Source organism: Pelomonas sp. Root1444, assembly GCF_001426885.1.
GTDB lineage: Bacteria > Pseudomonadota > Gammaproteobacteria > Burkholderiales > Burkholderiaceae_C > Pelomonas.
In genome coordinates, this window is the sequence record NZ_LMFP01000022.1 from 1 (window position 1) to 25,182 (window position 25,182).

Consider the following 25,182-nt stretch of genomic DNA (forward strand, 5'->3'; position numbering starts at 1 on the left):
ATGATGAGGCAGTGTTATCACCCAGGAAAACGGCGTAGTTTTTAGAAAACTACGCCAAAAACTGCGCCCGACCTAGCGTTCGACAGCCACGGTGTCGGCCCAGGCCCTACCCGCGTCCCCGCCACCGGTCTTGCCCTTGTGCTCCCAGTCCAGCACCGTGACGCCGAACGCTCCGCGCAGGATCCTGACCAGATCGCGCCAAGCGCCCGGCGATGTGCTGCCGTCCTGTCTGCTCATGGTGGCGTGGATGTAGGCCTTGCCGTCGGCCGTCAGGTCGACCTGGGCGATGACGTCGGGAGGGTCGCGCTGCTCGAAGCTACGGCTGGCCGAGAACAGTCGGGCGGTCAGGCGGGTAGGCTGAAGATGCCAAGTCATGGCCGGCTCACTTCGGCCAGGCGGCCAACAGGCCGGCGTGACGGGCGCGACAGTCGGCCGCCGCTGTCTCCCGGGCTTCGATGACCTTCAGCACGTCGCCCAGCGCCGCACTTGCCGCGCGCGGGTAGCCAGGGCCGGAGGTGCATTGCGCGGCCAGGCCGGGCGGCGGTGGATCAGGCGGCTTAGAAATCCGCGCCGGCGTTGCGCAGCCGGTCAAGCCAGACACCAGGCACAGGCACATCGCCCAGCTCCAGCGGCTTGCCGAGGGCGCCCGCAGGCGGGCAGATCGTGGCGTGGAGCGCATAGACGGACTCCGGTGATGGTTGGGTGAGGCGCCGCAGCAGCGCGGCGCGCTTCGTCTCGTAGTCGGTCGCCGCAGCGCGCGCGCGTAGGCGCTGCTGCTCGGCCTGGGCCTCAGCGGCTTGCTGTTCGGCCAGCCGCTGGGCATCCCACTCGGCGCGCACGCCGGCCGCGCCGGTGCGGTCGCCGTGGAACCAGACGCCAGCCAGCAGCGCCAGCACACCCAGCAGCTTGATGAGCCAGAGCGGCGGCATCACGGATAGAACACCCGGTTGCGCGACCGCGGCGGCACGGTCTGGAGGTGGGCCCAGCCCTTGGTGGCGCTGGGGTGCTCCATCCACAGGCCCACGCTGGCCAGCGCGGCCTGGCCGTTGGGCGACAGCAGCCAGTCGTCAATGTCGCCATCCGGGTCGTAAAGGTCGACGGCCTCGCCGGTCATGTGTCGGGAGTTGACGGCCGCGCCGCTGGTGGCGGCATTGATGGCCGGTGGGCGCCAGCCGCTACTGACCGCGCTGCCGGTGTTGGGGTTGCGCACCGGGTGGATGCCGTCGGCCATGGCCTTGGCGAGCAGCGCGTTGACGACGCTGACCGTGCGTTCGGCGCGGCGCTCGATGTCGGGCGTGAGCGCGAGCGGGTGCTGCTCGCGGCGGCCCATGAAGTAGTCGTTGACGGTGATCATGATCACTCCTCTTTCTTGGGGGCGTCAGGGACGGGCGCGCCGGGCGCCCAGCGGCGCATGGCGAAGGCCTCGAAGGTGGTAATGGCGCGCGTGCCCATGTGCCCGGCCACGCCCACCAGGCACGCGGCCAGCAGCGGCGGCGCGCCGGACAGCTCGCACAGCCAGAAGCAGAGCAAGCCGGCGAAGGCGCTGGTGGTGAGCTCGCCGACCAGTTGCGTGACGTTGAGCGCCATCACCTCGCCCTTGCGGACGCGGGCGTAGAAGCTGACCAGACCGCCGACCACGGCCAGGCCCAGCACGAAGCCGTATTGCTTGGCGGGGTAGGACAGCGGGTCTTTGGCCTCGGCGTGCGCGGCCATCGGCAGCAGCAGGCCGATCAGCTTGGCGGTGGCGGTTCGGAGCAGGTGCATGGGGCTGGGCTTTCTTCAGTCTGGCCAGTGGATGGCGGTCACCTCGGCGACCGTTGAAGCGGTGTCGATCTGACCCCGCAGTTGCTGGCTAATGCCCCAAAGTGCGGCGATGTAGGCCTTGCAGGCGCGGCCGGCCGCAAGCTGCTCGGCGGCGTTGAGCACGACAACGCTGTTGTCAGCCAGCACCCATGGCTGCGCGTAAGTTTCGCCGGCCAGGTCCGCGGCCATGGCGTCGAGCGCGGCGCCGGTGAGGCGTGTCTCGTCGACGTTGAAGCTGTGCCCGCCCGAGGTGAACGCGCCGCGCTCGCGGCTCGCACGCTCTGCCTTGACCTCGGCCCACTTGCGAGCCTGGGCGCCATCCAGGCTGTCTGCAGCGTCGGGAATGGGCGTTGCGCCGTTGAACTGGTCGCTGGCCAACACGGCCGCCGCGACTGCAGCCTGCAGGCCGTCGCCGAATGGCAGGCCCGCCACCGGCACGTTCAGCTGCCAGCGCGTGACGGGGGCGCGACCATCGAGCCTGGCAGCCTCGCTTGGCCACGACTCCAGCCGCAGGACGATGCTGGAGAGATCACGCGCCAGCTCCGCGCCGGCGAGTCGGTGATGAGTGACCGCGATGTGATCGTCAGAAGTGGTGTCGTGATGGAAAAGCATGGGTGGCGTCAGGTGTTGTCGGCGACGAGTTCAAGCGCTCCGGTCGCGACGACAGGCGAGCCGCTGGAGCTGTTGGAAATGAAGTAGTCCGCCAGCGTGTATCGAGAGTTCGGACCGGTAACGGTGTTGACCCAGTTGACGACGGTGGACATCGACACCCAGCTGTTGACGGCCGCGCCGCTCGATGGGTTGGCCGAGCCGGCACGCGGCACCAACTTGATCCAGTAGCTTGAGCCGATGCCGGACGTGGTGGGGGAATACCAGTTGCCGACGTAGGAGTAGCTGCCGCCCGGGTCGCGTGTGGACACCGTGCCGTCGGTGTTGAAGCGAATTCCCGCGGCAGTGGTGCCGCCGGCCTGCCAGAAAAGAGCGTTCAGTACGCCGCTGGTCGGCGCGGCGGCGCGGGCCTTGGCCAGAGTAAAGCGGGCCGTCTGAGTGGCGTAGCCGCTGCGGGTGGCAGTGACGTCCACATACCCCGTGTCGCCGCTCATCGCCGTGACGGTCAGCGTAGCGCCGGCCAGGCTGGACGACACGCCGGTGCCGTTCGTCCGGCTGAAAGTCCAGTTGCTGGTGTCATCGGCGGCGCCCTTCATCACCACAGCCGTCGTGGCAGCGGGCGAGTAGTCGGCCACGACGCCGCTGCTGTCGGCCTGCAGCGTGACGGCAGCGGTTGACAACGACATGGCGATGGCGTCCTGGCCGTTCGTGCCGTCTGCGCCCTTCACCAGCGCCCAGGTATAGGCGCCCACGCTCGTGCTGTCCGCCAGCGTCGAGTCGGTATAGGTGCCGATGTAGCGTCCCGGCGTCTCTCCGCTGCTGGCGGTAAACGTCGCGCCGCCGTCGTCGCTCCACTTGATGTGCAGATAGCTGGGCGTGCCGTCGGCCCCAGGCGCCCCCGGCGTGCCGTTGGTGCCGTCAGCGCCCTTGATCAGCGCCCAGTTGTATGCGCCAACGCTGGTGCTGTCGGCCGCCGTGAAGTCGGTGTAGGTGCCGATGTAGGCGCCTGGGGTCTCGCCGCCTGAGGCGGTGAAGGTGGCGCCGCCGTCGTTGCTCCACTTGATGTGCAGGTAGCTGGTCAGGCCATCGGCCCCGGCCGCCCCCGGCGTGCCGTTGGTGCCGTCAGCGCCCTTGATCAGCGCCCAGCTGTATGAGCCGACGCTGGTGCTGTCCGCCGCCGTGAAGTCGGTGTAGGTGCCGATGTAGGCGCCCGGGGTCTCGCCGCCTGAGGCGGTGAAGGTGGCGCCGCCGTCGTTGCTCCACTTGATATGCAGGTAGCTTGTCAGGCCATCGGCCCCGGCCGCACCCGGCGTGCCGTTCGTGCCGTCAGCGCCCTTGATCAGCGCCCAGTTGTATGAGCCGACGCTGGTGCTGTCCGCCGCCGTGAAGTCGGTGTAGGTGCCGATATACGCGCCCGGCGTCTCGCCGCTCGAAGTGGTGAACGTGCTGCCGCCGTCGTTCGAATACTTGATGTGAAGGTAGCTCGTCTGCCCATCAGCGCCCGGCGCGCCTGGCGTGCCGTCGGTGCCGGCCGCGCCGTTCTTGACGATGCTTGCCACCGTGTAGAACGCCTGCTGCACCACCACGCCGCTCGCGTCGCTGGCCGCCGAGCTGGCGGCGTAGGCCTGGCCGGGCTGCAGGCCGCGCTGGCCGATGAACACATGCGACGTGCGGTCACTCGTCCAGAGCGGGAAGGTCGCGCTGCCGCCGAACGCCTGCAAGGCGGCGCGCAGCGGCGCGTCATGCGTCGACGCGTCATAGGTGTAGAGCGCCAGCAGGATGCCCGCCGGCACGGTGTCCAGCGCCGCGACAAGCGCGGCCGAGCCGCTGCCGTAGGTGTCGAAAGTGGACGGCGCCGCGGCAAGTGAGTCCGTGGCCAGGTTCCACATCAGCAGCGTGTGGCCCCGCGTGCCGGTGTTGTGCACGTAGCCCGTGCTGAGGATCTCCACGCCACGACCAGTAAAGCCGGCCTCCCGGGCGTTGTGGTTCTCGCCCATGACGCGAATGGACGGCGGGCTGTAGCTGGCCACCTGCGCGTCCAGCGTTGTCGCATGCGCCCACATCGTTGCGGCCACGATGCCGGGCGGGCTCCCAGGGAACCCAACGTCGGTGCCACCGCTCTCGACCGTGCCGATGATGAAGTGATGCGCGGTGGGGATGAACTCGACCCACGTCGAGTTGTTGTCGTAGTACCAGTGGCCGGAATATTTGCGCACGGCCGCATAGGGGTGCGTGGCCGGTCCGCCTGAGATCGCAAAGCCGGCGCCGCTGCTCTCCCACACGATGTAATGCGCGCCGGGGCCTGGGCCGCCATAGAGCAGGCCGTTGGGGACGCTCCTGGGCTGGCCGTTCACCAGGATGACACCAGGCGCATCGAGCGCCGCGCCGCTGGCATCGCAGCCGTGAATCCAGCATTCGTTGTAGTTCAACGTGCCGGCAAAGTCGGCGACGTTGATCTTGATGCCTAACGCAACCGGTGCGGGCACGATGCGCTGCGCGTCGACGATCGCCGCCGCGCTGGCGACGATGTCGCTATAGGCCCCGGCGCTGTGCCGCACCAGGCCGAGCCGCCAGCGGCCCGGCGCTGGCATGGCCACACTGGTGACGCGCATCGGCGTCATCGCCAGGCCGAGCGGGTGCTCGACGGTGATGATGTCGCCGTCATCATGCTTGATGCCCACGTCGAACACTTCCATGCTCGTGCTCAGGTCGTTCAGCACGAGCTTGTTCAGGCGCTCGGTGGCCTCGCGCATCGCCTGCCCGTGGCGGTGGATGCCGGGCATGCGGACCTGGCTGAGGCGCCAAGGCTTGGTGGTGCCGGCGCCGTCGAGCGGGGCGATTGCCGACGCGTCGCGCCAGGGGATGGCGCTGGTGTCGGTGTAGATGACCTCGACCGCCGTGGGCGCCTGGTTGACGTTGCGCAGCTCCAGTGCGTCGATGGCCGCGATGTCGCCCAGCGAATGCCGGTAGGTGGCCACCGACGCGCTGTCGACGTCGGGCAGCAGCCGCACCCCGCTCGCACCCGGCAGCAGGAAGCAGCCGGCATAGGCGCGCAGCGTTTCGGCCACGTCCAGGGCGGCGGACGCCGTGATGAAACTCACCCCCACCAGGCGTCGTGCCTCGCTCGAGCTGGGCACGACGGCGCGATTGGCCGCGCCGGTGGCAATGACGCTGGCCCAATCGACCGTGACGCCACAGCCATAGACCGGGCTGGCCAGGAAGTCGGCCAGGCACACCGCCGGCACGTCGCTGTAAGCCCAGGTGCTCACGTCGGCCAAGCGCTGCGGGCCGGCGCCGCCGGCGGTGGTGTCGAGCGACGGGTCGTAGCACTTGCGGCCGCGGACGCGCGCGGTGAAGTTGAGCTGGCCGTCGAACAGCGCGGCCGGCATCGAAATGAGGCTCCAGGCGTAGCCGGTCAACGGCTGCACGCCGCTGATGCCCTGCGCCGCGAACGCTGCCACCAGCGTGGCGTCGGCCACCGTCTGGCTGCCGGCATAGTGCGTGGCTGTGACGCCGGCCGGCAGGGCCGCGTCCTTGAAGCGCAGGTCGTTGACGCTGTCGCACGCGAAGCACCACAGCACCTGCACGAGCAGCGTGCCGGGCGTGCCGGCGGCGCTCAGCACGTTGAGCACCAGGCCGGCGATGCGGTCCTCGCCGTACACCAGCGGCACGACGGAGCGCGAGGCGGCGGCGGGCAGTTGGCGGGCGGCGGCGCCCTTCCCTGTCGAGTTCAAGCTGCCCGCGGGCGGGATGGTGAGGCCGTCGGTGAACAAGGGCATGACGCGCGCCTCAGTTGCGGCGGGCCAGCGTGATCGCCTGGCCGTTGATGGTGAGCACCGTGCCGGCCGGCAGCAGCGGCGCGAACTCGGCTTCGGACACGAAGGTGCGCGGCGCCAGCGTGTATTCGCAGGGGTGTCGCAGCTCCAGGCGAACGGCATCGGCGGCGATCTGCGCGCCGGCGCAGACGGCGTCGGCCAGCCACACCACATCGGCCGCGCCGGTGGCGGCGGCGTCATAGCCCCAGAGCCGCACGGTGCGGTCCTGCACACCTTCGGCGAGCACCAAGGCCGCTGCGGCGCCGTCGCCGTTGCCCAGGCGCAGCACGCCTGCAACCGCCAGCGCGCCCACCATCAAGCCGTCAAGGCTGACGTCCTCCTTGACCCAGTCGTGCCCGCCCCAGGTCAGGTCCGCAAAGCTGCTCCAGCGCCGGACAGTGCTGAAGCCCAGCTCCACCAGGATGGCGGGGCGCTGCACCGGCGCGCCGAGCGCGGCCGAGAGGGCGACGGACAGCGTCTTCATACCTGCGCAAGGCGCACCGTGGCGCGGTAGTAGTTGCCCTTGCGCCAGACCTGCGGCGCTGCCGAGAAACGCACCGTGTACGTGACGCCGTCGCCGGGCCAGTAGAAGGTGAACTCGGTGGTGACGTTGGCGTTGTAGAACGTCATCAGGTCATCGCGCTCGGCGCGCGTGAGCATGTGCACGACGACGAAATCGGTCTTGTCGGCGCTGTACAGCCGGCGCACCTTGAGCAGGCCGTTGGTGGCGCGCGCCGCCTCGATGCCGGCCTCGCGAGGGGCCTCGCTCTCTTCAAGGATCATGAGGGTCGGATACGGCATGGGGGCCTCAGCCTGCGGTCGTCACTTCGGGTTGGCGGTAGCCCGGCACCCAGCCGCCGCCCCCGCCGCCGCCCGACAAGATGGCGTTGGCCAGCTGCTGCACCATGTCGGCCACCTTGAGCGTGGCGTCGCGCGTTTCGTACTGCGCGTCCATGGACTGCTGGGCCAACTGCAACTGCTGGCTGACGGTGCTGAGCAGCGGGCTGAGCATGTCGTTGGCGGGCGCCAGCGCGGCGGCCTGGCTGAGCGTGAGGCCGGTCTCGGCCAGGTAGTCCGACACGGTCGCGAAGCTGCCCTGCAGCGCCAGCAGCGCGGCCAGCTGCTCGCGGCCGGTGGTGCTGTTCGGGTCCAGGCTTTCCACGAGCGCGCGGAACTGCTCGCGGCTGTTGACCTCGGGCGTCACGCCGGCCTGGCCCAGGGCCGCCTGCACCTCGCGCGCCTTCAGGCCGGCAATCTCGTCTCGGTTGTAGTAGTTCTGCGCGAACCCCAGCGCCTGCTGGCCCAGCGCATCCATGCCGCCGGCCAGGTCGATGAGGTGCTCGCGCGCCGTCACGCTGGTGGCGGCCAGCCGCGAGAACACGCCGCCCAGGGCGCCCAGGCCGTTGGTGAACGTCTGCAGCGTGGACAGCCGCTCCAGCGTGGCAGCCATGGTCTCGCCGTAGCGCTGCAGCGGCGCCAGCTGGGCGGCGTAGCGTGAGGCCAGCTGCTCGCCCAGGTTGCTGATGGCGGCATCAAGAGCGGCCTTGTTCTCCTCCTCCGTCTTGCCCCAGACGACCTTGAACTGCGCCGCGTAGCCATTGACGGCGGACACCGGCAGCCCCAGCACCTTGGCGTACTCGGCGGCGGACTTGTAGACGGCGCCGACCGTCCGGTCCAGCTCGGCGTCCAGCGACGAGCTGATGGGCATACGGTCGGTGCCCGTCTTGTCGGAGTGGAACCACCCGCCCTTCTTGATCCAGTCCGCATAGGCTTGGCCGGCGAAGCCGCCTGCGTTGACCGTGCCCGAGATGCCCTGCCCTTGAATTTGAGGATCGCTGTGGCCGAAAGCGCGGCTCCACAGCGACGCGCCGGTGATGACGTTGGCGATGCGCTCGTTGACACCCAGCTTGACGAGGGCATTGGTGTCGAATTTCACCGTCGGCGGCGCCAGCCCGCCTGTCTGAAACCAGGCCTTCGTGTAGCTGAAGTTGTCCTGGTTGAATCCGTTGGCATAGGCGCTGTCGGCGGCACCCATGAACATCGCGATCATGGCCGCCAGTGGGCCGGCAGCGGACGCGGCGCCCATCAAGCCGCCCGCCCCTGCGCCGGCGGCTCCAGCGGCGCTAGCGGCCGACGCCGCCGCAGCGCCGCCGCCCAGGCTCGCGCCAATGGACGACAACCACGACGAGTTGAAGAATGTGCCCGCGGTGCTGATCAACTGCCCGAGGCTCGCGCCGCTGGAGCCACCCGACCCCATGAGGCCCTGCAACCAGCCCGTCAGCGCGTTCGTGACGGGCTTGAAGACCGCCTGCACGACGGGCCGCAGCACCATCGTTTTGAACATGTTGACGATGGTGTCCCGCAAGTTTTGGGCGAAGCCCTTGCCGTTCTCGAAACCGCGCATCAGCGAGTCGGTGAGCGAACGCTCCATCTCTTCGGTGGCGCGCTTCCACTCGCGGGCAGCGTCTTCGGCGCTGCGCTTGGCGGTGTCGCGGGTCTCCTTGCGCCCGATGAGGGTGGCCAGCTTCTCGCGCTGCTCGACCTCGGCGCGCAGCGCGGCCGCGGTGCCGAAGTCGTTCTGTGCGGTGGCCTTGGCGTGCGCGTCCTCGACACGAGCGATGGCCACGCGCTCGATCGCTTCAGCCAGCGTGATGTGGCTGGCGGCCGACAGGGTGATGGCCTTCTCCTCCTCCTGCAGCTTCAGCACCTGGGCGGCCGTTTGGTCGGCGCCCTTGTAGACCGCGTCGATGCGGCGTTGCTCGGCCTGCAGCAGGTCGTTCAGCGCATCGGCCGCCTTCTTCTGCGCGGCAGCTTGCGCTTCCAGCTGATCACGCACGACCGGCTGCACCTTGATGAGGTTCTCGACGGCCTTGATGTACTGCTCTTCGGTGAGGCGGCCAAGCTGGCGCAGCTTGAGGAGCTCCGTCAAGTCCTTCTGGTAGCTGCCGGACAGGCCAAGGGCGCGCTCGACGGCAGCATTCTCTTCATCGCGCGCTCGGGCGAGCTTCTTGGCCGCTTCGGCGGCCTTCTCGTCGGCTTCGATGGCGGCTTTCACCGCCGCGGCGCGCTCGCCTTCGGCCTTGGCCACGCGCCGCGCGGCCGCTTCAGCACCCTCAGTGTTGGACGGCTGCACCAGGGAGATGGCGGCCTGTACCGGCGTGCGACCGGTCACCATGTTCAACAGCTGCTGCACGCCGCCGATGCTGTTGCGCAGCTCGGCCACCTTGCCCTCGATGACCGAGGGACGGAAGCTGTCGACGATGGCATCCCAGAAACCCGCGGCGCCGTCCTTCGCCACCTTGAAGGCCTTCTCGACACCAGTGAGACTGGCTTCCAGTTCCTTGGCTCGCCGCACGCCTTCGGCGGCGTAGGCCGCCATGGCGACCTTGGCGGCCTCGGCCGTCTTGCCCTGCTCCACCAGCGACTTCACCTGCCGGTAGACAGCCTCGGTGAGGAAGTTCTCGGCCTCGTTGAGGTCGATCAGCGCTTTGAGGGGGTCTTTGCCAAGTGACGCGAATTTCTTGACCGTCTCTTCAATGGGGATGCCGGCCCGCGCGAAGCGGGTGGCGGCCTCGGCCGCTTCGTCCAGCGCATCAGCGCTGACGCGGCCCGTTGCCACCAGTGCGGCCAGCGCCTGCGCCGCTTCGCCTTGCGTGCCCACGACGCGGCTCTGCGCGGCGGCGAGCTCCCGAAGCTGGCCCACCGTCACGCCCACAGCATTGCCGGACAGCACCAGGGCATTGGTGTAGGCCTTGGCTTCGTCAGTGCCCTGCTTGTACGCCAGCGCGACGCCGCCAATGGCAACGCCCGCCGCGCCGAGAATCGCGACGGTCGGCGTGATGAGTCCGCCAACGGCCCGAAGCGCGTTCCCCACGCCCCCGAACACCGCCGACAGCTGCGACCCCTGCTGTAGCAGCGCGGTGATCGGCGCCTGGCCGCCCTGGATCTGCACGAACAGGTCTTGCAACTGCGCGCTCACCTGCGCCATCTGCTGGCCGGACAACTGGGCTTGCTGACCCGCCTGCTGGCCGGCCTTGCCGAGCTTGCCCAGACCATCGGCGGCCTTGTTGGCGCTGGTCTGGACTTGCTCGGCGCCTTCCAGCACCAGGCGGATCTTGAGGTCTTCCATGCGTCAGGCTCCTAGACCTTTGCCGCGCGCTTCAGCGGCCTGCATGAGGTGGCGTTGTGCGAGCCAGGCGCGCTCCATGACCGCGAGGCCTTGCAGCAGGGGCTCGCGGTCGGCCGCGGGAATGGCGCGCACGTCGGGGTGCAGGCGCAGGCTGTGCCACTGGAAGCCCGTGGGCCCGAGCGGGCCGTGCGCCCACTGGGTTTGCACGGCGCCCCACAGGCGCAGCACGGGGACGTTCTCGGGCAGCAGGACGAAGGCCGGCCGCTCGATGGGCACCCCCCCGCGCTGCCGGGCGAGCGCTGCCAGGCGGGCGAGACCGACCGCGGCGCGGTCGTCGGGTGGGGCGTCGTCGAGGGGGTCATCGTCGGGCGTGCCGAGGTCGATCTCGTTGGCGGCCAGCAGCGTCGCCAGCCGTGTCAGTTTCCCGAGCTGCCGCGGGCGCCGTTGGCTTGCAGGTAGCCGGCGAACACCAGGCTCACCATGCCGCCCACCAGCGCGTACAACGCAGCCAGCGCCTCGGGGCCCGCGGGCACCGGGGCTCCCTCCGCATCCTGCAGCGGCGACTTGCCGATCCACGATTGCAGGGTCACGCCGCGGCCGGCGAGGAACTCCTGCACCTTGACCTGCTCGCCGAGCTCGCGCTCCTGCTCGCCCAGCGGCTGGCGCTTGGCGGACAGGCGCATGCCGAAGGGCTTGTCCTCGCCGCCGTCGTTCAGCGTGAACTTGATGTCGAACTCGACGCGGTCGCCGACGACCAGCTTGTAGGTGGCGCTCATGGCGATCAGAAGCTGGTGAAGGCGCCGGCCATCGTGATGACGACCTTCTGCTTCATGACCGACTCGAACACCGGCAGCGACGAGGCGCTGACCGTGCCGTAGGCGTAGCCGTAGATGCCACCCGGCAGCACGAACTTGATGGCCTTCTTACCGCCGATGCGCGAGGCCGCCTGCATGGCTTGCTGGTCGGCGCGCGAGCGGTCCCAGCCGAGGGTGAGCTCCAGGCTGGCGCCGCTGAAGCCGGTGAACAGCTTCACGGCGTTGCGGCGGTCGAAGGGCTTGACCTCTTCGAAGCTGGCCTCGCCACCGCTGGGCGTGACGCCCAGCACCTGGCCGATGCTCGTCCAGCCGGCGATTTTCTGGGCGGTGCCGACCGCGCTGGCGACCGGATAGAAGTCGGTGTTGGTGCTGTCGTAGCCAGCAATGCTGAAGGCGTTGGCAGCCACGGCCGAGGCGCGCACGACGGACTCGTTGAAGTCATCCCAGTTGTTGAAGATGACGACTTCGTCATTGTTCGCGTAGCCATGCGCCGTGGACGACACGACGGGCGGCGCGGCGTTGCTGATGGCGGTGATGGTCTTGGCGGCTTCCAGCGTGGTGGACAGGAAGAACTGCGCGCCGATGAGGGTGTTGTAGGACATGGTGGCTCCTGTGATGGGGTCAGGGGATGAGGGTCTCGGGGTCGCCCTCAACACCGTGGAACACGGCCTCGAGGTGCAGGGTCAGGCAGCCCAGGCGGGCGGCTTGCTGGTCGCCGTCGTCGGTGCGGCGCCGCACGCCGATCAACACCAGCTGGATCGGCGGCTGCGTCGCGAACAGGGCCTGCATGCCTTGCAGCTGCAGGGTGTCGAGTTGGGTCTCGAGATCGGTAGCGCTCTTGACGAAGCCATCGGCGCGGATGCTGAGCCGGTGCTCAAGCAGGCGCGGCCAGCTGATGCCTTCGGTCTGGACGTTTTCACCGGGGTCGATGGCGACGAACCAGCACGGCAGCTCGCTCTCGGCCGCGGGGTCATAACGGCCCTCGTGCACCTGGCCGGCGGTGAGCGCGCAGGCCTGCAGGCGCTGGGCGACGAGTTGGCGGGCTTGGGCGGCTGCAAGCATGGGTCAGGCCTTGGCGAGCACCAGCAGATGCAGAGCGCCGTCGGGCGGCTCGGGCAGCACCTGGCGCACGAGGTAGCTCACACCCTGGCGCACCAGGGTTTGATTGCGCTGGGCACCCACGGAGGCGAGCACCGTGGCGGTGGTGGTGGTGCTGGTGACGCCGCCTTCCAGCATCACCTGCCCGTCGACGTCGAACAGGCCGTGCAGCGGCGCGCCGGCGAGCGTCATCGGCTCACCTGCGTCCTGCAGCATCCCGGCGAGGTCGTCGTCGAAGGGCATGGCGCGGCGGGCTCAGTCGGCCTTGGGGTCAGCCTTGGCCAGGCGCTTGGCCTCGGCCTGGGCCTTCTTGGCGGCGTCGAGCTGGGCGTCGGTGGCAGTCTTCACCTTGTGGGCGGTGAAGTCGTCCTTCTTGTCGACGAACAGCGCCTTGCCGGCGATCACGACGTTCTTGGCGGTGTCGGGCTCGACGTCGACCACTTCGTTGACGTCGAGGAACGTGGGGCCGTCCAGGGAGGGGACGAAGGTGGCGAGGATGATGAGGATCTTCATGGCGGTGGTTTGTCCGGTCAGGTGGGCGCCCTCGGCGCCAGCCCGCAGGCCGGCGCCGAGGGCGCGGGGCTTAGACGCGCAGGGCGTCCAACATGGCCGCGAAGCTGGCGGCGCGGCGGGCGGCGACGTCGCAGTCCTGCAGGGCGACGATGCGGCGGCCGCCGGACTTGGCCAGGGCGTAGGGGTCGAGGATCAGGTCCAGGCCGGACCAGAAGCCGATCAGCAGGTCAGCCCAGTTGCCGTAGGCGATGGCCGAGCAGACGCCAGAGGCCGAGCCCTTGGTGAGGTTGCTGGGCATGCTGTTGGTGGCCAGGGCGGCGTAGCCGTTGACCTCGCTGCCCTGCCACACCGGCTGGCCGTTGGTGCTGGCGAACACCTGCGTCAGCTTGAGCTGCGCGCGCATCTTGGCGTTGGTGCAGTACTTCAGGCTGCCGATGTCGGCGTTGGCGATGCCGACGGCCTCTTCCAGCGCCACCATGTGCGCGTAGGTCGGCGCCGCACCGTTGGTGCCACCGGCCACAGCGCCGATGCCGGCTGTGTTGATGACGCCACGCGGCTCGGCACCGGTGCCGCTGCCGGCCAGGCCGACGCGGTCGATCTCCGAGGCGATGCCGTTGGCCAGGTCGGCACGCACCAGCGCCTCGATGCTAGGCGTGGCCTGCAGCAGCATCTTGCGGCTGAAGTCGGCCGTCATGCCGACCGTCTTGGGCGTCAGCGTGACCTGGCCGAAGGCGGCCTGGCTCTCGGTGACGTCCACGCCTTCAGTGACCCAGTAGGTGCTGGCGCCGGCGGTTTGCGACGGGATGGCGAGGTTGCCGGTCAGGCCGTCCAGCACCGTGGCGCCGAGGCTGGCCAGCACCATGCGGTTGCGCAGCAAGTCGATGAAGCTCGAGGCCAGCAGGTCGGTGGCGACGAGGTTGCCGCCGGCGGTGGGCGTGCCGACCGTCAGGTCGCGCTGCGCCAGCATGGAACGCACAGCCTCGGCGACCTTGGCTTCGCGGGCCAGGGTGCCGCGCAGCACGTCCACGGGCACGGTGTAGCCGCTGGAGCGGCTCGCGCCCATGTGGCCGTGCTCGTCGACCGGGCGCAGCTTGCGGGCGGCGACCGAGCATTCGATCTCGAAGGCCGCGCGCTTCTGCGCGTCGGCGTCGGACGGCTCGAGCAGCGCGTACATCAGGCGCGCGACGCTGAAGCTGCGGGTCTCGTTTTCCGTCAGGCCGATTTCGGCGCTGACGGTCGGCTTGATCTTGCCGCGCTCTTCCAGCTTTTGCAGCACCAGGGCGCGGAAGGCGTCGACCGACGTGCCGCCGTTGATGGCGGTAGTGGCTTCGTCAGCCAGGCTGTGGGCATGGCCCATCGCGCGGATGGCGTTGGCGCGCTCGCGCTCGGCCGAGATGGCCTGGCTTTCGATGACGCGGATATCCGGCGCGGGTGCGGGCGCCGGGGCGGTGGTGGTGGGATCGCTCATGCGGGTCTCCTTGGGTTGAGCGGTTGCGGCCTCGGCGGCCAGGGAACGGCCCACGCCCACGGAGGCGTCGGCGGGGATGGAAACGATGGACACCTCGTAGGGCGTCCACTCGGTGACGCGGTAGGTCGAGACGTCGTCGGTACGGCTCTCCAGCACCATGTCGTCGATGGAGTAGCCGACCGAGACGAGCTCGCGGATGCCGTCGATGACGTCCTGCAGGATTTCTTCGCCGAGCGCGCCGCGGCTGAAACGCACGGTGCAGCGGCACTTGCGGTCGCTGTCGACCCAGGCCCTTTCGACCACGCCGATCTGCTGGCGTGTGTCGTGATTGAGCAGCAGCGGGTGGCGGCCATTGAGCCGCTCGAGATTCACGGCGGCAGGCGTGCAGTCGAGGATCTCGTTGCCCCACCAGCGCTCATACGGCGCGTCGCTGGCAAAGCTGAGCTCGACGGTGCGGGCCTCGGCATCCACCGCGGCGCGCTCGACGCGCATGGCGCGCTTCTGCGGCTCGGCGAGGGCCTTGCGGACGTTTTCGGGCAGGGAGTTGCGGTCGATAACGGTGGACATGCGTGTCACTCCGTGCCGGTGGCTGGCAAAGCCCCGGTGATGAGTTGGAGGCGCCGCGCCTTGGACGCGGCGGCGGTGGCGGGGTCAACGGGCTCGGCCAGGCCGGCGGCCTTGACCTTGGCGGCCCATTCCTGGCGCTCGGCCAGGACTTCGTCGGGGTCGTCGCCGTTCTCGGCCATGACGCGCTGCGGGCTGGTGATGCCCTCCTCAAGGCGGCTGCGCTGGGCTTCGATGGTCTTGAGCGGGTCCAGCGGCTGCCAGACGTGCAGCTGCCAGCGGGCGGCGGCCTTGTAGGCGTCGATGCGGGCGAAGCTGAGGCCGCTCAGCTCGGGCGCGGCGACGAGGGCGTAGCTGAGCCAGCGCTCGAAGATGGGTTGCGTCCAGTGCGCCACGAACCACTGCTGCAGCTCAAGCCACAACGTGCGTTCGTCGCCCAGGCCCAGCTGGCCGGAGCTGTAGTTCACGTCGCTCAGGTCGTTGCCCAGGCTGATGTAGCTGACCTCGAGCGCGCTGGCGATGTTGCGCAGGCAGTCCCTGATGAACTGGCCGTATTCGATGTTGGGGTAGTCGCTCTCGAAGGGCGTGGCCTTGAGGCCGTGGGGGAGCATGTCCCAGGTGCCGTCCTGCAGCGTCTGGAACTGCGTGCCGTCGACGTCCTTGCCGTCTTCCATGGGCGGGGGCGGCGCTGCGTCCGGGTGCGTCTCAAAGAACCCGCCACGCTTGGCGCTCTCCCGCGCCTTGTTGAGCCCCGAGGATGCAAAGTCGGCCGCCTGGTGCATGGGCTTGAGGGCGGCCTGCATCCAGGGCACGCCGAGCAGCTGCAGCACTTCGTCCGGCAGCTGCAGGTGCAGCATCTCGCCGGCCGGAACGCGGATGAAGTTCCGGGACGTAGCGAAGGCGTCGAGCGCTGCGGCGTCGGTGCCGCGCAGCCAGTAGGCGCGCACGGCGCCGAAGGCATCGATCTCGACACCCTGGCGGATGCGCGCGCCGTCGGCCAGGTCGGCGCGGTGCGTGCGGGCCAGCACATCGACGGGCAGCAGCTGCACCTGCACGCCGTGCGGACCGCGGCCCGGCAGGAAGCGTGCAAAGGCGCAGCCGTCGACGATGCAATGGCGCAGGGCCAGCCGGTCGAGGTCGGCGCGGGTGTAGCGGCCTGTGACGTCGCAGGCGCCCTTGCGGCCCCAGGCGAGGTAGGCCGATTCGAGCGTCTCGTTGACGCCGGCTTTGAGGCCGGCCTCGGTGCGCAGGCGCATCTGCAGGCGCACGCCGTGCGGGCCCAGCAGGTTGCGGCGGACCATGCCGATGAAGCGACGCGCGAAAGGGTTGTTGCGCGCGGCGTCGCGACTGCGGGCGATGACGGTGGAGAGACCGGCCTCGGTCTCGACGTTGATGTGCTGGCCGTCAGGCTGCCAGCTGGCCACGTCGTTGGTCGTCAGCGCCGAGAGCAGGCTGCGTTGCTGGGCGTTGGCGATGGCCGCCACGCGGCGGCCGGCCGTGAGTTCACGGCCGCGCGCCTGGGCTTCGGTGTGAAGGCCCAGGCGGTTTGCGAGCTTGGTGAGCAGCGATGCCATGGGAAGGCATCGTGTCGAGAGGGGCGGAACTCAGGGGGGCGAGTTGTTCCGCCCCGCGGCTATGCGGCGACGGTCTTCCATTCCGCGTCGGTCAGGCCTCGGTCGTTGAGATAGACCGCCGTCATCTCCGCGTGCTTGTGGCCCAGCAGGGTCTGCACGGTGACGGGCGGCATGCCCTCTGTGATGTAGGTGCGCGCGCTGAGGCTGCGCACCTCGTGCAGGCTTGGCCGCTCGAACTCCTTGTACGCGTCCGAAGGGGTGACGGCGGTGATGTGCTCGCAGAAGCGGGCGCTGAGAGACGACATCTCGATAGGCCGGCCGTTGGCCTGGCGCAGCAGCGTGTCGCCTGGCGCGCCGATGCCTCGGCAAAGCTCGATGACTTCGCCCAACGTCATGCCCGTGGCTTCCAGGCGCAGCGTGAGCGGGATGGCCACACGGGCGCCGATGAGCTTGCGGGCCTTCTTTTGCTGCTCGACGCGGAGGTGCCCGTCGACCACATCGCTGAACTTCATCTTCGCGAGGTCAGCGCGCCGCTGGCCCGTGTGCAGCGCGAGCAGCAGCATCGCCGGCACCCACCGCTGAGGCCCAGTGCTGGCCAGCAGCAGCATGTCTTGCCACATGTCCAGCGTCAGCCGTTTGCGCAGGCCTGGCGCCCTCGGTGGCTTGACGTGAGCGGCTGGGCTCGATTCGGCTTCGCCATTGTTGATGGCCTCGACGTAGATATCGCGAAGCTCCCCCAAGATCCGGCCGGCCTTGTGCGGGGTGCACGTCTTAAGCAGCGTGGCGATCTCGTGCGGCTTGATCGCCCGCAGGGGCCGGGCGCCGAGATGGGTCTCGATGTAACGCAGCGAGGTCCCTCGGTTCTTGATCGTCTGCGGGTCGTAATTGCGGTCGCCGATGATCGTCCGGTAGGTCGTCAGCCACTCGGCCACGGTGCCGCTGACGGCCACCGCCTCTTGCGCAGGCGCCGCCGGTGCTGGTGCTGGCGCCTCAACCGACTGCTGAATTCGGATCGCCACCTGAGGCGGCGTGGGCTCGGGCGGAGACGGTGGCGGAGGGGGGGGCGGCGGTGCGGGCATCGCCCGCGTTTGCAGCAGCGCTGAACCCAGCGCCGGCACCGCTTGAACACCAGCCGGGAGCGCGCGGATCGCGAACGCTATCGACTCCAAAACGCCGGCAAGTGCCGCGGCGGTCATGATGCATTGCGCTTAGTCATGTGATTATTGAACAACAGCAAATAGCGGGATGGAACCCCCGATTCGCGTAGTGCAATAATTAGGCATGAGCACTGACACCAAGCCAAAGCGCGGCCCGCCGTTTAAGGCCAAAGACGAACTCCGTGTGAGCTACACGCGGCGCTACCTGCCAGAGCACCTGGCCAAGATCAAGGCTGCCACCAACGCCGAGTTCGATGCGCTGCTGGAAGGCTGGGTGCCGAAAACGAAAAAGCCCGCCAAGTAGGCGGGCGGTCATCACCGGCAGGGGATGGAAATCAATTTAAATGGTTCTAGGGTGGCTGTAGAAGTTGTCCATCGCGCACGGCCCGCGATAGTCATCAATGTTCAATCGTCCACCAAGCATGGCTTCAACGAACTCGTCCCCGAACGACTGCTCGGCTAGGAATCGGCGAAAGCCGTACGCACATGCGTCAGCAACCATCAACATCGGGTCGCCTTTTTCCACAAAGTGAATATTCCGCCGCAGCCGTGTAACCCGAAGATCACCGACTTGACGAAGGAAACCTTGTTCAACTTCCTTCGCCGTTGGTATCAACTGGTCAGGGCTGAAGCTGAAAGAGTTTTCACGCCACAGGGAAACAGCTCGGGCAAGGAAACGCCTCATTTCTGGCACGTCTTCCGCCACTACCGTGCCTACTTCGCTCGGCCTCGCGTAATCCCGGATGTAGCGATCTGCGCTCGCGATGCAGTTTCCAAACGCCATGAAGTGCTGGAACTGGGCCACCGACATGCCGGTACTTTCTATGCCTTCAAACTGAGCAGATCTTCGATACATCGAGAGCACGATTGGGATACCGAAGCGACGAGGCAAATGCATCATCGATTTCAAAATCGCCAATCTGTGCGCTTGAGTCCAGCCCTCACGCATCCTTGAATCACCCCAGATTTCCTTGGCATGGAAGACGAAATTCTTCTGCGTGCGGTACTGACTGGGAACACCACCGAGGATTTCTGACACCGCAGCTTCAATCGCCATCAAATGCGCATCCGCCTCAACCACCAATCCCACCACAACAGTGACCGGCTCTTTCTCCGACGTACCAGCTTCATCCATATAAACGAATCGCACTGTCTACTCCCGATAGCGCCGTGGCGCGACAGGGCGAATGTAGCGACGCCGGAGATCAAGCGTGGCACTGGGAGAGCTGTTGCAAACCCTGCGCGTGAGTCAAGGCGTGTTAGCCAACCAAAGCCCGACTGGCACGCTGCCGGTGGTGTGCCCTGGGTCACCAGGATGGACGCCATCGCCAGAATCGAGCGCGGTGGCGAGCTCGATGTGGCTGTTTACCGTCTGACCCTGCAAAGCGCCCACGAGGTCGATGTAGGTCGCGCCGTATGAGGCGACGCGTGCCGGCAATGTCGCATTTGCCGTCTGGCGAAAGCTATCCGTTGCACCGTATGGCTTCGCGGCGTCCGTTACGGGCAGGAAGCCATACACGCCCAAGCGGGAGTTCCAACGCTGAGCCAACGACACAAGCGTGCCGACGGTCCCCATCGCTTCGTTGACGACGCGCTGCCCCAGCGTCGTGCCGAAGTTGTTGACGCTCGCCGCCGTCGCCAAGATGTGCGAGGGGCGAACCTCGTCGATGACACCGAATGCCCGGTTCGTCGCCTGGATCGATGTGGCGCCACCGAAGCCCTGCGCGCACACCTCGGTGGGGACGCTCGAAGCCAGCGCCGCCTTGAGGGCGAAGCCGTTCAGCAGGTACGTCGGGCCAGTGCTGGCCTCGCCGATGGAGTCAGCGACAACCATCAGCGTGCGGCCCGTCGTGCGGCTTGTGAACTGCAAGATGACCGGGATGACGGTGGGCGTCGTGGTGGCCGTGGTGAAGTTGGCCGGCGTGGTGACGCCGTCCACGTCCTGATTCCAGACTCGGCAGACTCGGCCACCCGTGATGAGGTCTTCGCGGCCGAAGGCTGCATAGGCAGTGTTGCTGGCGCCCGTGTAGCCCAGCGAGATGTTGGCGCCGGCCACAGGGATGAAGATGCGCAGGTCGAGCACCGGGTAGGTGCCGCCGTCCGTGCGGTCCACCGACGCCACCTGGCACCAGTCCGTCCAGGTGTATGACGGGTAGTTGTTCGCTGCGTCAATGGCTGCGGCCAGGGTGCCCGAGCTTTGCCCGCCGAAGGTCGCAGAGCGCCAGACACCACCCGTAGAGCTGACCGTCTCGGTGGGCGCCGGGCTGGCGCTGGTCGTGCCGGTGGAACTGTTCGCGGCCGGGGCGGCGGAGTAGGTCCCCAACGTATTGGAAACGCCGAAGATGACCTTCACGCCCGCGACTGCGGCGGTGTGCATGTTCGGGATGCCGATCCGCACGGAGTCGAAGGCGGTCGCCAGGGCGTGGCGCTGGTGCTGGGTGAGCCCGGTGACGAGACCGGTGCCCGTGAAAGCTGTGCTCGCCACGGCAACGGCGCTGCTGCGGCCCGTCAGGCATCGCGCCATCAGGCTGCGGCGGTTGCCGAGATTGCCAGCCCCTGACACCGGGTCGAGGGTTCCCTGCAGCGCTTCGCGCGCCTGGCCCACGTCGGTGGCGACGCCATCGCCGATCCAGCGGAACGCCAGGTCATCGTCGACGGTGATCTGGCTGCCCTTGGCGGCGAGCACGCCGCCCGCGGTGAAGCGGTCGGCCAGCATGGTGATGAGCATGGGTGATCTCCTGTGGGGTTACATGCGCACGACGAAGCGCTGGCGCGAGCTGACGCCGGCAGCGAGGCCCGCGGCGGCTTGCTCGGCCTGGACGTCTCGGCGGGCGGCGTTGATGGCGGTGAGCAGGTCGGCCACGCTCTTGAACTGCTTCATGCGCGTGCCGATGCGGTACTCCGCGACGACGGCATTGCCGCTGGCCATGTGGGCGCGGTAGGCGGCCTCGAGGTCGGCGAGGTAGGCCTCGGCGTCGGTGAGCAGGCTGCGGGCGGTGGTGCCTTCGGCTGCCGGGTCGGCCAACACGCGCACAGAGCCGCCGGCGCGAGACACGCGGTCGGTGCCGAGGGTGCAGACGAGGCTGGCGGCGTAGTTGCCGGGCTGCCAGGCGGCCGTGGCGACGCTGGTTGCGGCGGCGGCGAACTGCTCGCCGCTGGTGGTGCAGGTGATCTCGTGGCGCGTGGCGCCGACGAGGATGAGCTTGGCGGTCCAGCCATCGGCCGGGGCGCAGTCACCGGCGTCGAAGAGCCAGGCGGCGCTGTCGCCGGCGGTGTGGGTGCTAGGCAGGGTGTCGCTCATGGCTGAGCACGATGCCGGTCGCGCCGGAACTGCGGGGCTTGAGTTGTTCCGCGCATCACTGCTCCGGGCTCACGATGCGCAGCTGGCTGACGATGCGCCGCACGTAGCGGTCGCTGATGCCCAGGCGCTCGCTGATGACGGCGTTGGGGAGGTTCTGTTGCGCCAGCTCGATGACGCGGGCCTTGGTGCTGATGGCTGGCACGCGGCTGATGTGGTGCATGCTGCCGCCGAGCGTGGAGCGGGCGCGCTGCTCGGCGTTGGCCAGCGCGTCGTGCAGGGTGTCCGCCGGGGCGCCGCTGGCCTCGATGGCTTCGCGGACGAGCTTGAGGAAGATGGCGAGGGCGTCCATGGGCGGGCCTGGGTTGGCGGTCAGCGGCGGCGCTGGGCACGCAGGCGCTGGATGCGCGCGAGCGTGGCGGCAGGGGATTCAGCGGCGGCCTGGGCCAAGGGCTCGGCGGTCGAGCTGGGCGGCTGGCCGTCGGGCGGCTCGGTCGCTGGCTTGGCGCCGGGCAGCGAGCCGGCGCGCGAGACGGCGCGGCCGACGAGCATGGGCGCCAGACGCACGGCGGCGAGGTTGTAGTTCATGCAGTCGAGCGCCTCATTGCGGGGGCGCAGCTGCACCCACTCCTTGAACGGGCGGGTGCCGCGCACCTTGGTGACGAGGCGCTCGGCGGCGAGCTGGGCGAAATACTCGTCGTCGAACGCCGCAGTGTTCGGGAAGTGGATGTAGCCAGGGCCGGGCGCCGTGAGCTGCAGGCGGCCGTAGATGAGGGTCTTGGCCTGGTCGACCCCGATGGGCTCGCTGGGCCGGGCGCGCTTGCGGCGGGCGCGCAGGCGCTGCGCTCGCTTGCGCTCGTCTTCCACCAAGGGCCGGCCGGCGCCGTCATAGCCCATGATGGCCACGGTCCACTGGCGTTTCTCGCAGAAGTCCAGCACGACGCTGGTGTTGTAGCGGGCGTCGATGCAGGCGATGTGCACGCCGGCTTCGACGAGGGCCTCGTGCAGCTCTTTCCAGACGTCGGGCTGGGTGGTGTCACCGGGCAGGATGAGGTGATCGATGACCCAGGCTTCCTCGCCGGCGCCCCAGCCGACGACGGTGAGCTCGATGCGGTCCTTCTGGACGTCGGCGCCGCCGGTGATGAGGTGGACGGGCAGCGCGGCGATTTCGTAGGTCTCGAGCCGGGCCAGCAGCGCGCCGGCCTCGAGGCTGTCGCCCACTTCCTTCCACACCTCGCCGAGGTAGGTGTTGACGAAGGCCTTCAGCTCCGACGTGTCGCCCTGGACTTCGACCCACTTCTGGGCGATCTTGAGCCAGTTGAGGCCGAGGCCGGTTGGCGCGTACAGCGCGTTGAGGTGGTAGCCGCGGTGCAGCTTGCGCGCGGGGCGCTTGGCGATCCAGCGGCCGGCGGCGAGCATGTCGGGCTTGTGCTTCTCCTGAATCTCGGCGCCGCAGTGCTGACAGACGTACCAGGCGGCCAGCACGGTGATGGGCTCGCCGGGTTCCTCGGGCGCGGTGCGCCACTTGAGGCCGTGGGGCTTGCCGGTGCCGAACTCGAGGGGCTGGGTCTCGTTGCAGTGCGGGCAAGGGACGTGGTAGCGGCGCTGGTCGCTGCGGCTGTAGAGCAGGTCGATGCGGCTTTGGCCTTCGAGGGTGGGCGTGCTGACGCAGTAGGTCTTGGCGCGGCTGAAAGTGCGCTGGCGGTTCTCGATCAGCGTCATGGGGTCGCCCTCGGTGCCGACGTCCCAGGGGAAGGCGTCGACCTCGTCGCAGATGACGTAGGGGAGGTGATCAGACCGGAGGCTGTCGGGGCTGTTGGCGCCGGCCTTGATGACGCGGGCGCGGGCGCCGTATTCGAGCAACTCGGCGCGGTTGGCGCGGTCGCGGCGGCCGGTGGGCGTGAGCGCGCTGAGCACCGGCGTTTCCTCGAGCATCTTGGCCAGGCGCGGGTTGAAGCTGCGGTCGCGCAGCTCGAGGGTTGGCACGACGACCAACATGTCTTTGTTGGTGAGGTGGTGCATCACGTAGCCGAGCCAGTTGTACATGGCCTCGGTGCCGCCCACGCCGCTGGACTTGATGAAGGTGACCTGGCGCACGGCGCTGTGCTCGCTGAGCGCGTCCTGGATCTCGACGAGGTAGGGCGTGAGCTCGTTGCGCCACGGGCCGGGGCTGTTGGTGCCGCTGCGCAGCCAGCGGTTGAGCTCGCTCCACTGGCTGACGGTGAGCAGCTTGCGCGGCGTGGCGCCCTTGCCAAATGACTCACCCAGGCTGGGCAGCGCCTGGCTGATGGCCGGCAGCTGGCGACCCAGCTCGACAAGCACTTCGTGCGCGGCCAAGCTCATGGCGTGGTGCACCTCGGTCTCGTCGGCCAAGCCGGCGACGTCGAGCAGCCAGCGCTCGAGCAGCACGTCCAGCGCGCGGCCGGCGGCGTCGCGCACGGCAAGGCCGGCGCGGAGGGTGTCACCACGCGGTACGACCTGCGCCTCGGCCTGGCGGCAGGCTTGCTCAGCGCGCTGCGCTTGCAGGTGCTCGCGTTGGGCTTTGAGGTCGGCGAGGGTGGCGGTCATCGCGCTGCGAGCAGCACCTGCTCCGACACCAGATCGACGAGCGTGGCGTCCCGCCACTGCACGCGGACGCGGCGCCAGCTTTGATCGAACTGAGCTAGTTCATCGTCACGCCACTTCTGCGCCTCTTCGCGAGTCTTGCACCACGGCGGCGGAGGGCAGATGAACATCGTGCTTTGCTCGACAACCTCCTCCACCTGCATGACGATCTTGCCCGTGATGGCCTGTGGGCGGCCGCGTGTGCGGCCGGTCAGTTGGATGCGAGTACGTGGGACTGGGAAGACCATGTCGGCTCCTTGACGATTCAACGTGCCGTGCGCAACGCCTGCGCCAACGCGGCCTGGAAGATGGGCGCGGCTTCGCGTTTGACGGCGAGGTCGGCGGCGGCCTGGACGTCGAGACGAGGCTCATAACGGGCCCACTGCACGAAGATGAAGACAGGCAGCAGCTCGCGCACGCCAGCGGCAATGCGCACGTCCTGGTAGATGCCGAGCTGGCCACGGCCACCGGGCCGGCCGACGAAGTAGCGGAAGCCCAGGCGGCTGCGCGTGCCGCGCGCCAGGCGGGCGCGGGTGGCGGCCGTGCTGTTCATCTTGAAGCCCCGGCCCTCTTCGCGGAAAGCCCGGAAGTAGCTGAGGATGGCGACGATCTGGCCGCGGCTGACGTTGCCGTAGGCGTCCATCTTGGCGCCCTGCCCCGGCGTGACGAAGTAGCCGCCGGGCAGCACGCCGATGCTGCGCAGCGCGACCTCGAAGCCCTTGAGCCGGCGCTGGCCGCCGCTGACCTGCCAGCGGAGGTAGTCGCTCGCGGGGCGGCTGCCGCCGGCCACCTGCTTGAAGTCGACGACGGCGGTGAGGTCGGCCGCGGTGGCGCGCTTGGTGACGCTCAGGCTGTTGAGGGTGAAGGGGGTGGGCCGGTCCAGGCTGTCGCGCATCTCGTGGCGGACGGCGTCTTGCACGGGGTAGCGGGCCAGGGTGTTCAGGGTGAGGCTGGCGGCGTAGCGGGCCTGCTTGTCGAGGCTGGCCAGCTTGCGTTGGGCTTGCTCGAAGCCGGTGAGGGTGACTTTCATGCGTAGGCCTCCGGGGTGTCGCTGGCATCGAGGCGCAGCCCCGTCGCGCCGAGCAGTTCGGGCCGCAGGCGGCGCAGGGCGGCGGCGAACTCGCGGCGGACGAGGCGGCGGGCGGCGCCGAGCTCGGTGACGAGCAGGCGGCGGCGGTCGGTGTCAGAGGTGGCGGCGGCCAGGCGAGGGGCGGTCTGGTCGATGAGGCGCTCGACGGTGGCGCGCAGGGTGGCGCCCAAGCCGTGGGCCTCGCGCTGCAGCGCCGCGCGGGGGATGCGGGCGCCGCTTTGCAGGTCGAGGCTGACCAGCAGCATGCGGTTCTGCCAGGCGAGCTTGTCGGCCTCCCAGCGGGCGCGGGAGTCGCTGGCGGCACCTTCCCCCTGCCCTGCCCCCTGATCGGCCGTTGCAGGGCCCGTTGCGGGCGTTGCAAGGCTGGCAACAGCGGGCAACTCCGCTCCACGGGTGGCGGCGTGGCGGGCGGCAACGTCGTCTCGACCGCCGCGGGTGGCGTGCCAGCGGGCGAGGCTGGCTTGCACGAGGACGCGACCGTCAGCGGCCAGCACGAGGCGGCCGGCCTGGGCGGCACGGGTGACGGTGCTGCGGTTGACGCCAAGGCGGCGGGCGAAGGCGGCCAGGTGTTCGGCTTCAACCGAATCCGGGCTGTTTTGGGTGCTGTGCAGGGGTTTGCCGGCCTGTGCAGGGTACCCATCACAA

27 protein-coding genes are annotated in these 25,182 nt (G+C 68.9%); 1 reads left to right on the plus strand and 26 read right to left on the minus strand.

Going from position 1 to position 25,182, the window contains the following annotated elements; genetic code table 11:
* Positions 1-72: 72 nt before the first annotated feature.
* The 18 genes from ASD35_RS15835 to ASD35_RS15920 form a co-directional block, all read right to left on the minus strand.
* Entirely contained in the window at positions 73-375 is a 303-nt protein-coding gene (locus ASD35_RS15835) for a hypothetical protein (protein WP_056875929.1), read from the minus strand.
* 182 nt (positions 376-557) lie between these two features.
* Complete coding sequence (locus ASD35_RS15840; protein WP_056875930.1) at positions 558-929, minus strand: hypothetical protein; 372 nt, start codon at positions 927-929, stop codon at positions 558-560.
* Positions 929-1,354 carry a D-Ala-D-Ala carboxypeptidase family metallohydrolase gene (locus tag ASD35_RS15845; protein ID WP_056875931.1) on the minus strand — a complete coding sequence of 142 codons (426 nt, stop codon included), beginning with the start codon at positions 1,352-1,354 and terminating at the stop codon, positions 929-931. The genes ASD35_RS15840 and ASD35_RS15845 overlap by 1 nt, the downstream gene beginning before the upstream one ends.
* A 2-nt stretch (positions 1,355-1,356) precedes the next feature.
* On the minus strand, positions 1,357-1,764 hold the full coding sequence (locus tag ASD35_RS15850) for a phage holin family protein (RefSeq protein WP_056875932.1): 408 nt from the start codon (positions 1,762-1,764) through the stop codon (positions 1,357-1,359).
* 15 nt (positions 1,765-1,779) lie between these two features.
* Positions 1,780-2,415, minus strand: a complete 636-nt coding sequence (locus ASD35_RS15855; protein WP_056875933.1) for a DUF4376 domain-containing protein — start codon at positions 2,413-2,415, stop codon at positions 1,780-1,782.
* 8 nt (positions 2,416-2,423) lie between these two features.
* Entirely contained in the window at positions 2,424-6,191 is a 3,768-nt protein-coding gene (locus tag ASD35_RS15860) for an interleukin-like EMT inducer domain-containing protein (protein WP_056875934.1), read from the minus strand.
* Positions 6,192-6,201: 10 nt separating this feature from the next.
* Complete coding sequence (locus ASD35_RS15865; RefSeq protein WP_056875935.1) at positions 6,202-6,711, minus strand: hypothetical protein; 510 nt, start codon at positions 6,709-6,711, stop codon at positions 6,202-6,204.
* Entirely contained in the window at positions 6,708-7,028 is a 321-nt protein-coding gene (locus ASD35_RS15870) for a hypothetical protein (RefSeq protein WP_157275602.1), read from the minus strand. The genes ASD35_RS15865 and ASD35_RS15870 overlap by 4 nt, the downstream gene beginning before the upstream one ends.
* Before the next feature lie 7 nt (positions 7,029-7,035).
* On the minus strand, positions 7,036-10,356 hold the full coding sequence (locus ASD35_RS15875) for a phage tail length tape measure family protein (protein ID WP_056875937.1): 3,321 nt from the start codon (positions 10,354-10,356) through the stop codon (positions 7,036-7,038).
* A gap of 3 nt (positions 10,357-10,359) precedes the next feature.
* Entirely contained in the window at positions 10,360-10,632 is a 273-nt protein-coding gene (locus ASD35_RS27620; RefSeq protein ID WP_056875938.1) for a DUF1799 domain-containing protein, read from the minus strand.
* A 140-nt stretch (positions 10,633-10,772) separates the two neighbouring features.
* A complete protein-coding gene (locus tag ASD35_RS27625; RefSeq protein WP_056875939.1) occupies positions 10,773-11,132 on the minus strand; it encodes a hypothetical protein in 360 nt (119 codons plus the stop codon).
* Positions 11,133-11,137: 5 nt separating this feature from the next.
* Positions 11,138-11,773 (minus strand): phage tail tube protein, encoded by a 636-nt coding sequence (locus ASD35_RS15890; RefSeq protein WP_056875940.1) that lies wholly within the window; start codon positions 11,771-11,773, stop codon positions 11,138-11,140.
* Positions 11,774-11,792: 19 nt separating this feature from the next.
* Positions 11,793-12,233, minus strand: coding sequence for a hypothetical protein (locus ASD35_RS15895; protein WP_056875941.1), 441 nt, complete (start codon positions 12,231-12,233; stop codon positions 11,793-11,795).
* Positions 12,234-12,236: 3 nt separating this feature from the next.
* Entirely contained in the window at positions 12,237-12,512 is a 276-nt protein-coding gene (locus ASD35_RS15900; protein WP_056875942.1) for a hypothetical protein, read from the minus strand.
* 12 nt (positions 12,513-12,524) lie between these two features.
* Positions 12,525-12,782 (minus strand): hypothetical protein, encoded by a 258-nt coding sequence (locus ASD35_RS15905; RefSeq protein ID WP_056875943.1) that lies wholly within the window; start codon positions 12,780-12,782, stop codon positions 12,525-12,527.
* Between the two features lie 70 nt (positions 12,783-12,852).
* The gene (locus tag ASD35_RS15910; protein WP_056875944.1) at positions 12,853-14,817 is read right to left on the minus strand and encodes a phage major capsid protein; all 1,965 of its coding nucleotides are present in this window, start codon (positions 14,815-14,817) and stop codon (positions 12,853-12,855) included.
* Between the two features lie 5 nt (positions 14,818-14,822).
* Entirely contained in the window at positions 14,823-16,388 is a 1,566-nt protein-coding gene (locus ASD35_RS15915) for a phage portal protein (RefSeq protein ID WP_056875945.1), read from the minus strand.
* 59 nt (positions 16,389-16,447) lie between these two features.
* Entirely contained in the window at positions 16,448-17,584 is a 1,137-nt protein-coding gene (locus ASD35_RS15920; RefSeq protein WP_082580201.1) for a tyrosine-type recombinase/integrase, read from the minus strand.
* A gap of 85 nt (positions 17,585-17,669) precedes the next feature.
* On the opposite strand from ASD35_RS15920, the gene ASD35_RS15925 reads away from it, so the two are divergent.
* Positions 17,670-17,849: a hypothetical protein gene (locus tag ASD35_RS15925; RefSeq protein ID WP_056875947.1), complete on the plus strand. Its 180-nt coding sequence runs from the start codon at positions 17,670-17,672 to the stop codon at positions 17,847-17,849.
* 36 nt (positions 17,850-17,885) lie between these two features.
* On the opposite strand, the gene ASD35_RS15930 is transcribed toward ASD35_RS15925, so the two are convergent.
* The 8 genes from ASD35_RS15930 to ASD35_RS27630 all read right to left on the minus strand — a co-directional run.
* Positions 17,886-18,695, minus strand: coding sequence for a hypothetical protein (locus tag ASD35_RS15930; protein WP_157275604.1), 810 nt, complete (start codon positions 18,693-18,695; stop codon positions 17,886-17,888).
* Between the two features lie 99 nt (positions 18,696-18,794).
* The gene (locus tag ASD35_RS15935) at positions 18,795-20,273 is read right to left on the minus strand and encodes an SGNH/GDSL hydrolase family protein (protein WP_056875949.1); all 1,479 of its coding nucleotides are present in this window, start codon (positions 20,271-20,273) and stop codon (positions 18,795-18,797) included.
* Positions 20,274-20,291: 18 nt separating this feature from the next.
* A complete protein-coding gene (locus ASD35_RS15940; protein ID WP_056875950.1) occupies positions 20,292-20,846 on the minus strand; it encodes a hypothetical protein in 555 nt (184 codons plus the stop codon).
* Between the two features lie 55 nt (positions 20,847-20,901).
* Positions 20,902-21,195 (minus strand): helix-turn-helix domain-containing protein, encoded by a 294-nt coding sequence (locus ASD35_RS15945; RefSeq protein ID WP_056875951.1) that lies wholly within the window; start codon positions 21,193-21,195, stop codon positions 20,902-20,904.
* Between the two features lie 20 nt (positions 21,196-21,215).
* Positions 21,216-23,411 (minus strand): phage terminase large subunit family protein, encoded by a 2,196-nt coding sequence (locus ASD35_RS15950; protein WP_082580202.1) that lies wholly within the window; start codon positions 23,409-23,411, stop codon positions 21,216-21,218.
* Positions 23,408-23,695 carry a hypothetical protein gene (locus ASD35_RS15955; RefSeq protein ID WP_056875952.1) on the minus strand — a complete coding sequence of 96 codons (288 nt, stop codon included), beginning with the start codon at positions 23,693-23,695 and terminating at the stop codon, positions 23,408-23,410. The genes ASD35_RS15950 and ASD35_RS15955 overlap by 4 nt, the downstream gene beginning before the upstream one ends.
* A gap of 17 nt (positions 23,696-23,712) precedes the next feature.
* Positions 23,713-24,477, minus strand: a complete 765-nt coding sequence (locus ASD35_RS15960; protein WP_056875953.1) for a hypothetical protein — start codon at positions 24,475-24,477, stop codon at positions 23,713-23,715.
* Positions 24,474-25,182 (minus strand): hypothetical protein (locus ASD35_RS27630; RefSeq protein ID WP_200956058.1); only part of this gene is annotated, 709 nt, incomplete at its 5' end. The genes ASD35_RS15960 and ASD35_RS27630, both read right to left, overlap by 4 nt.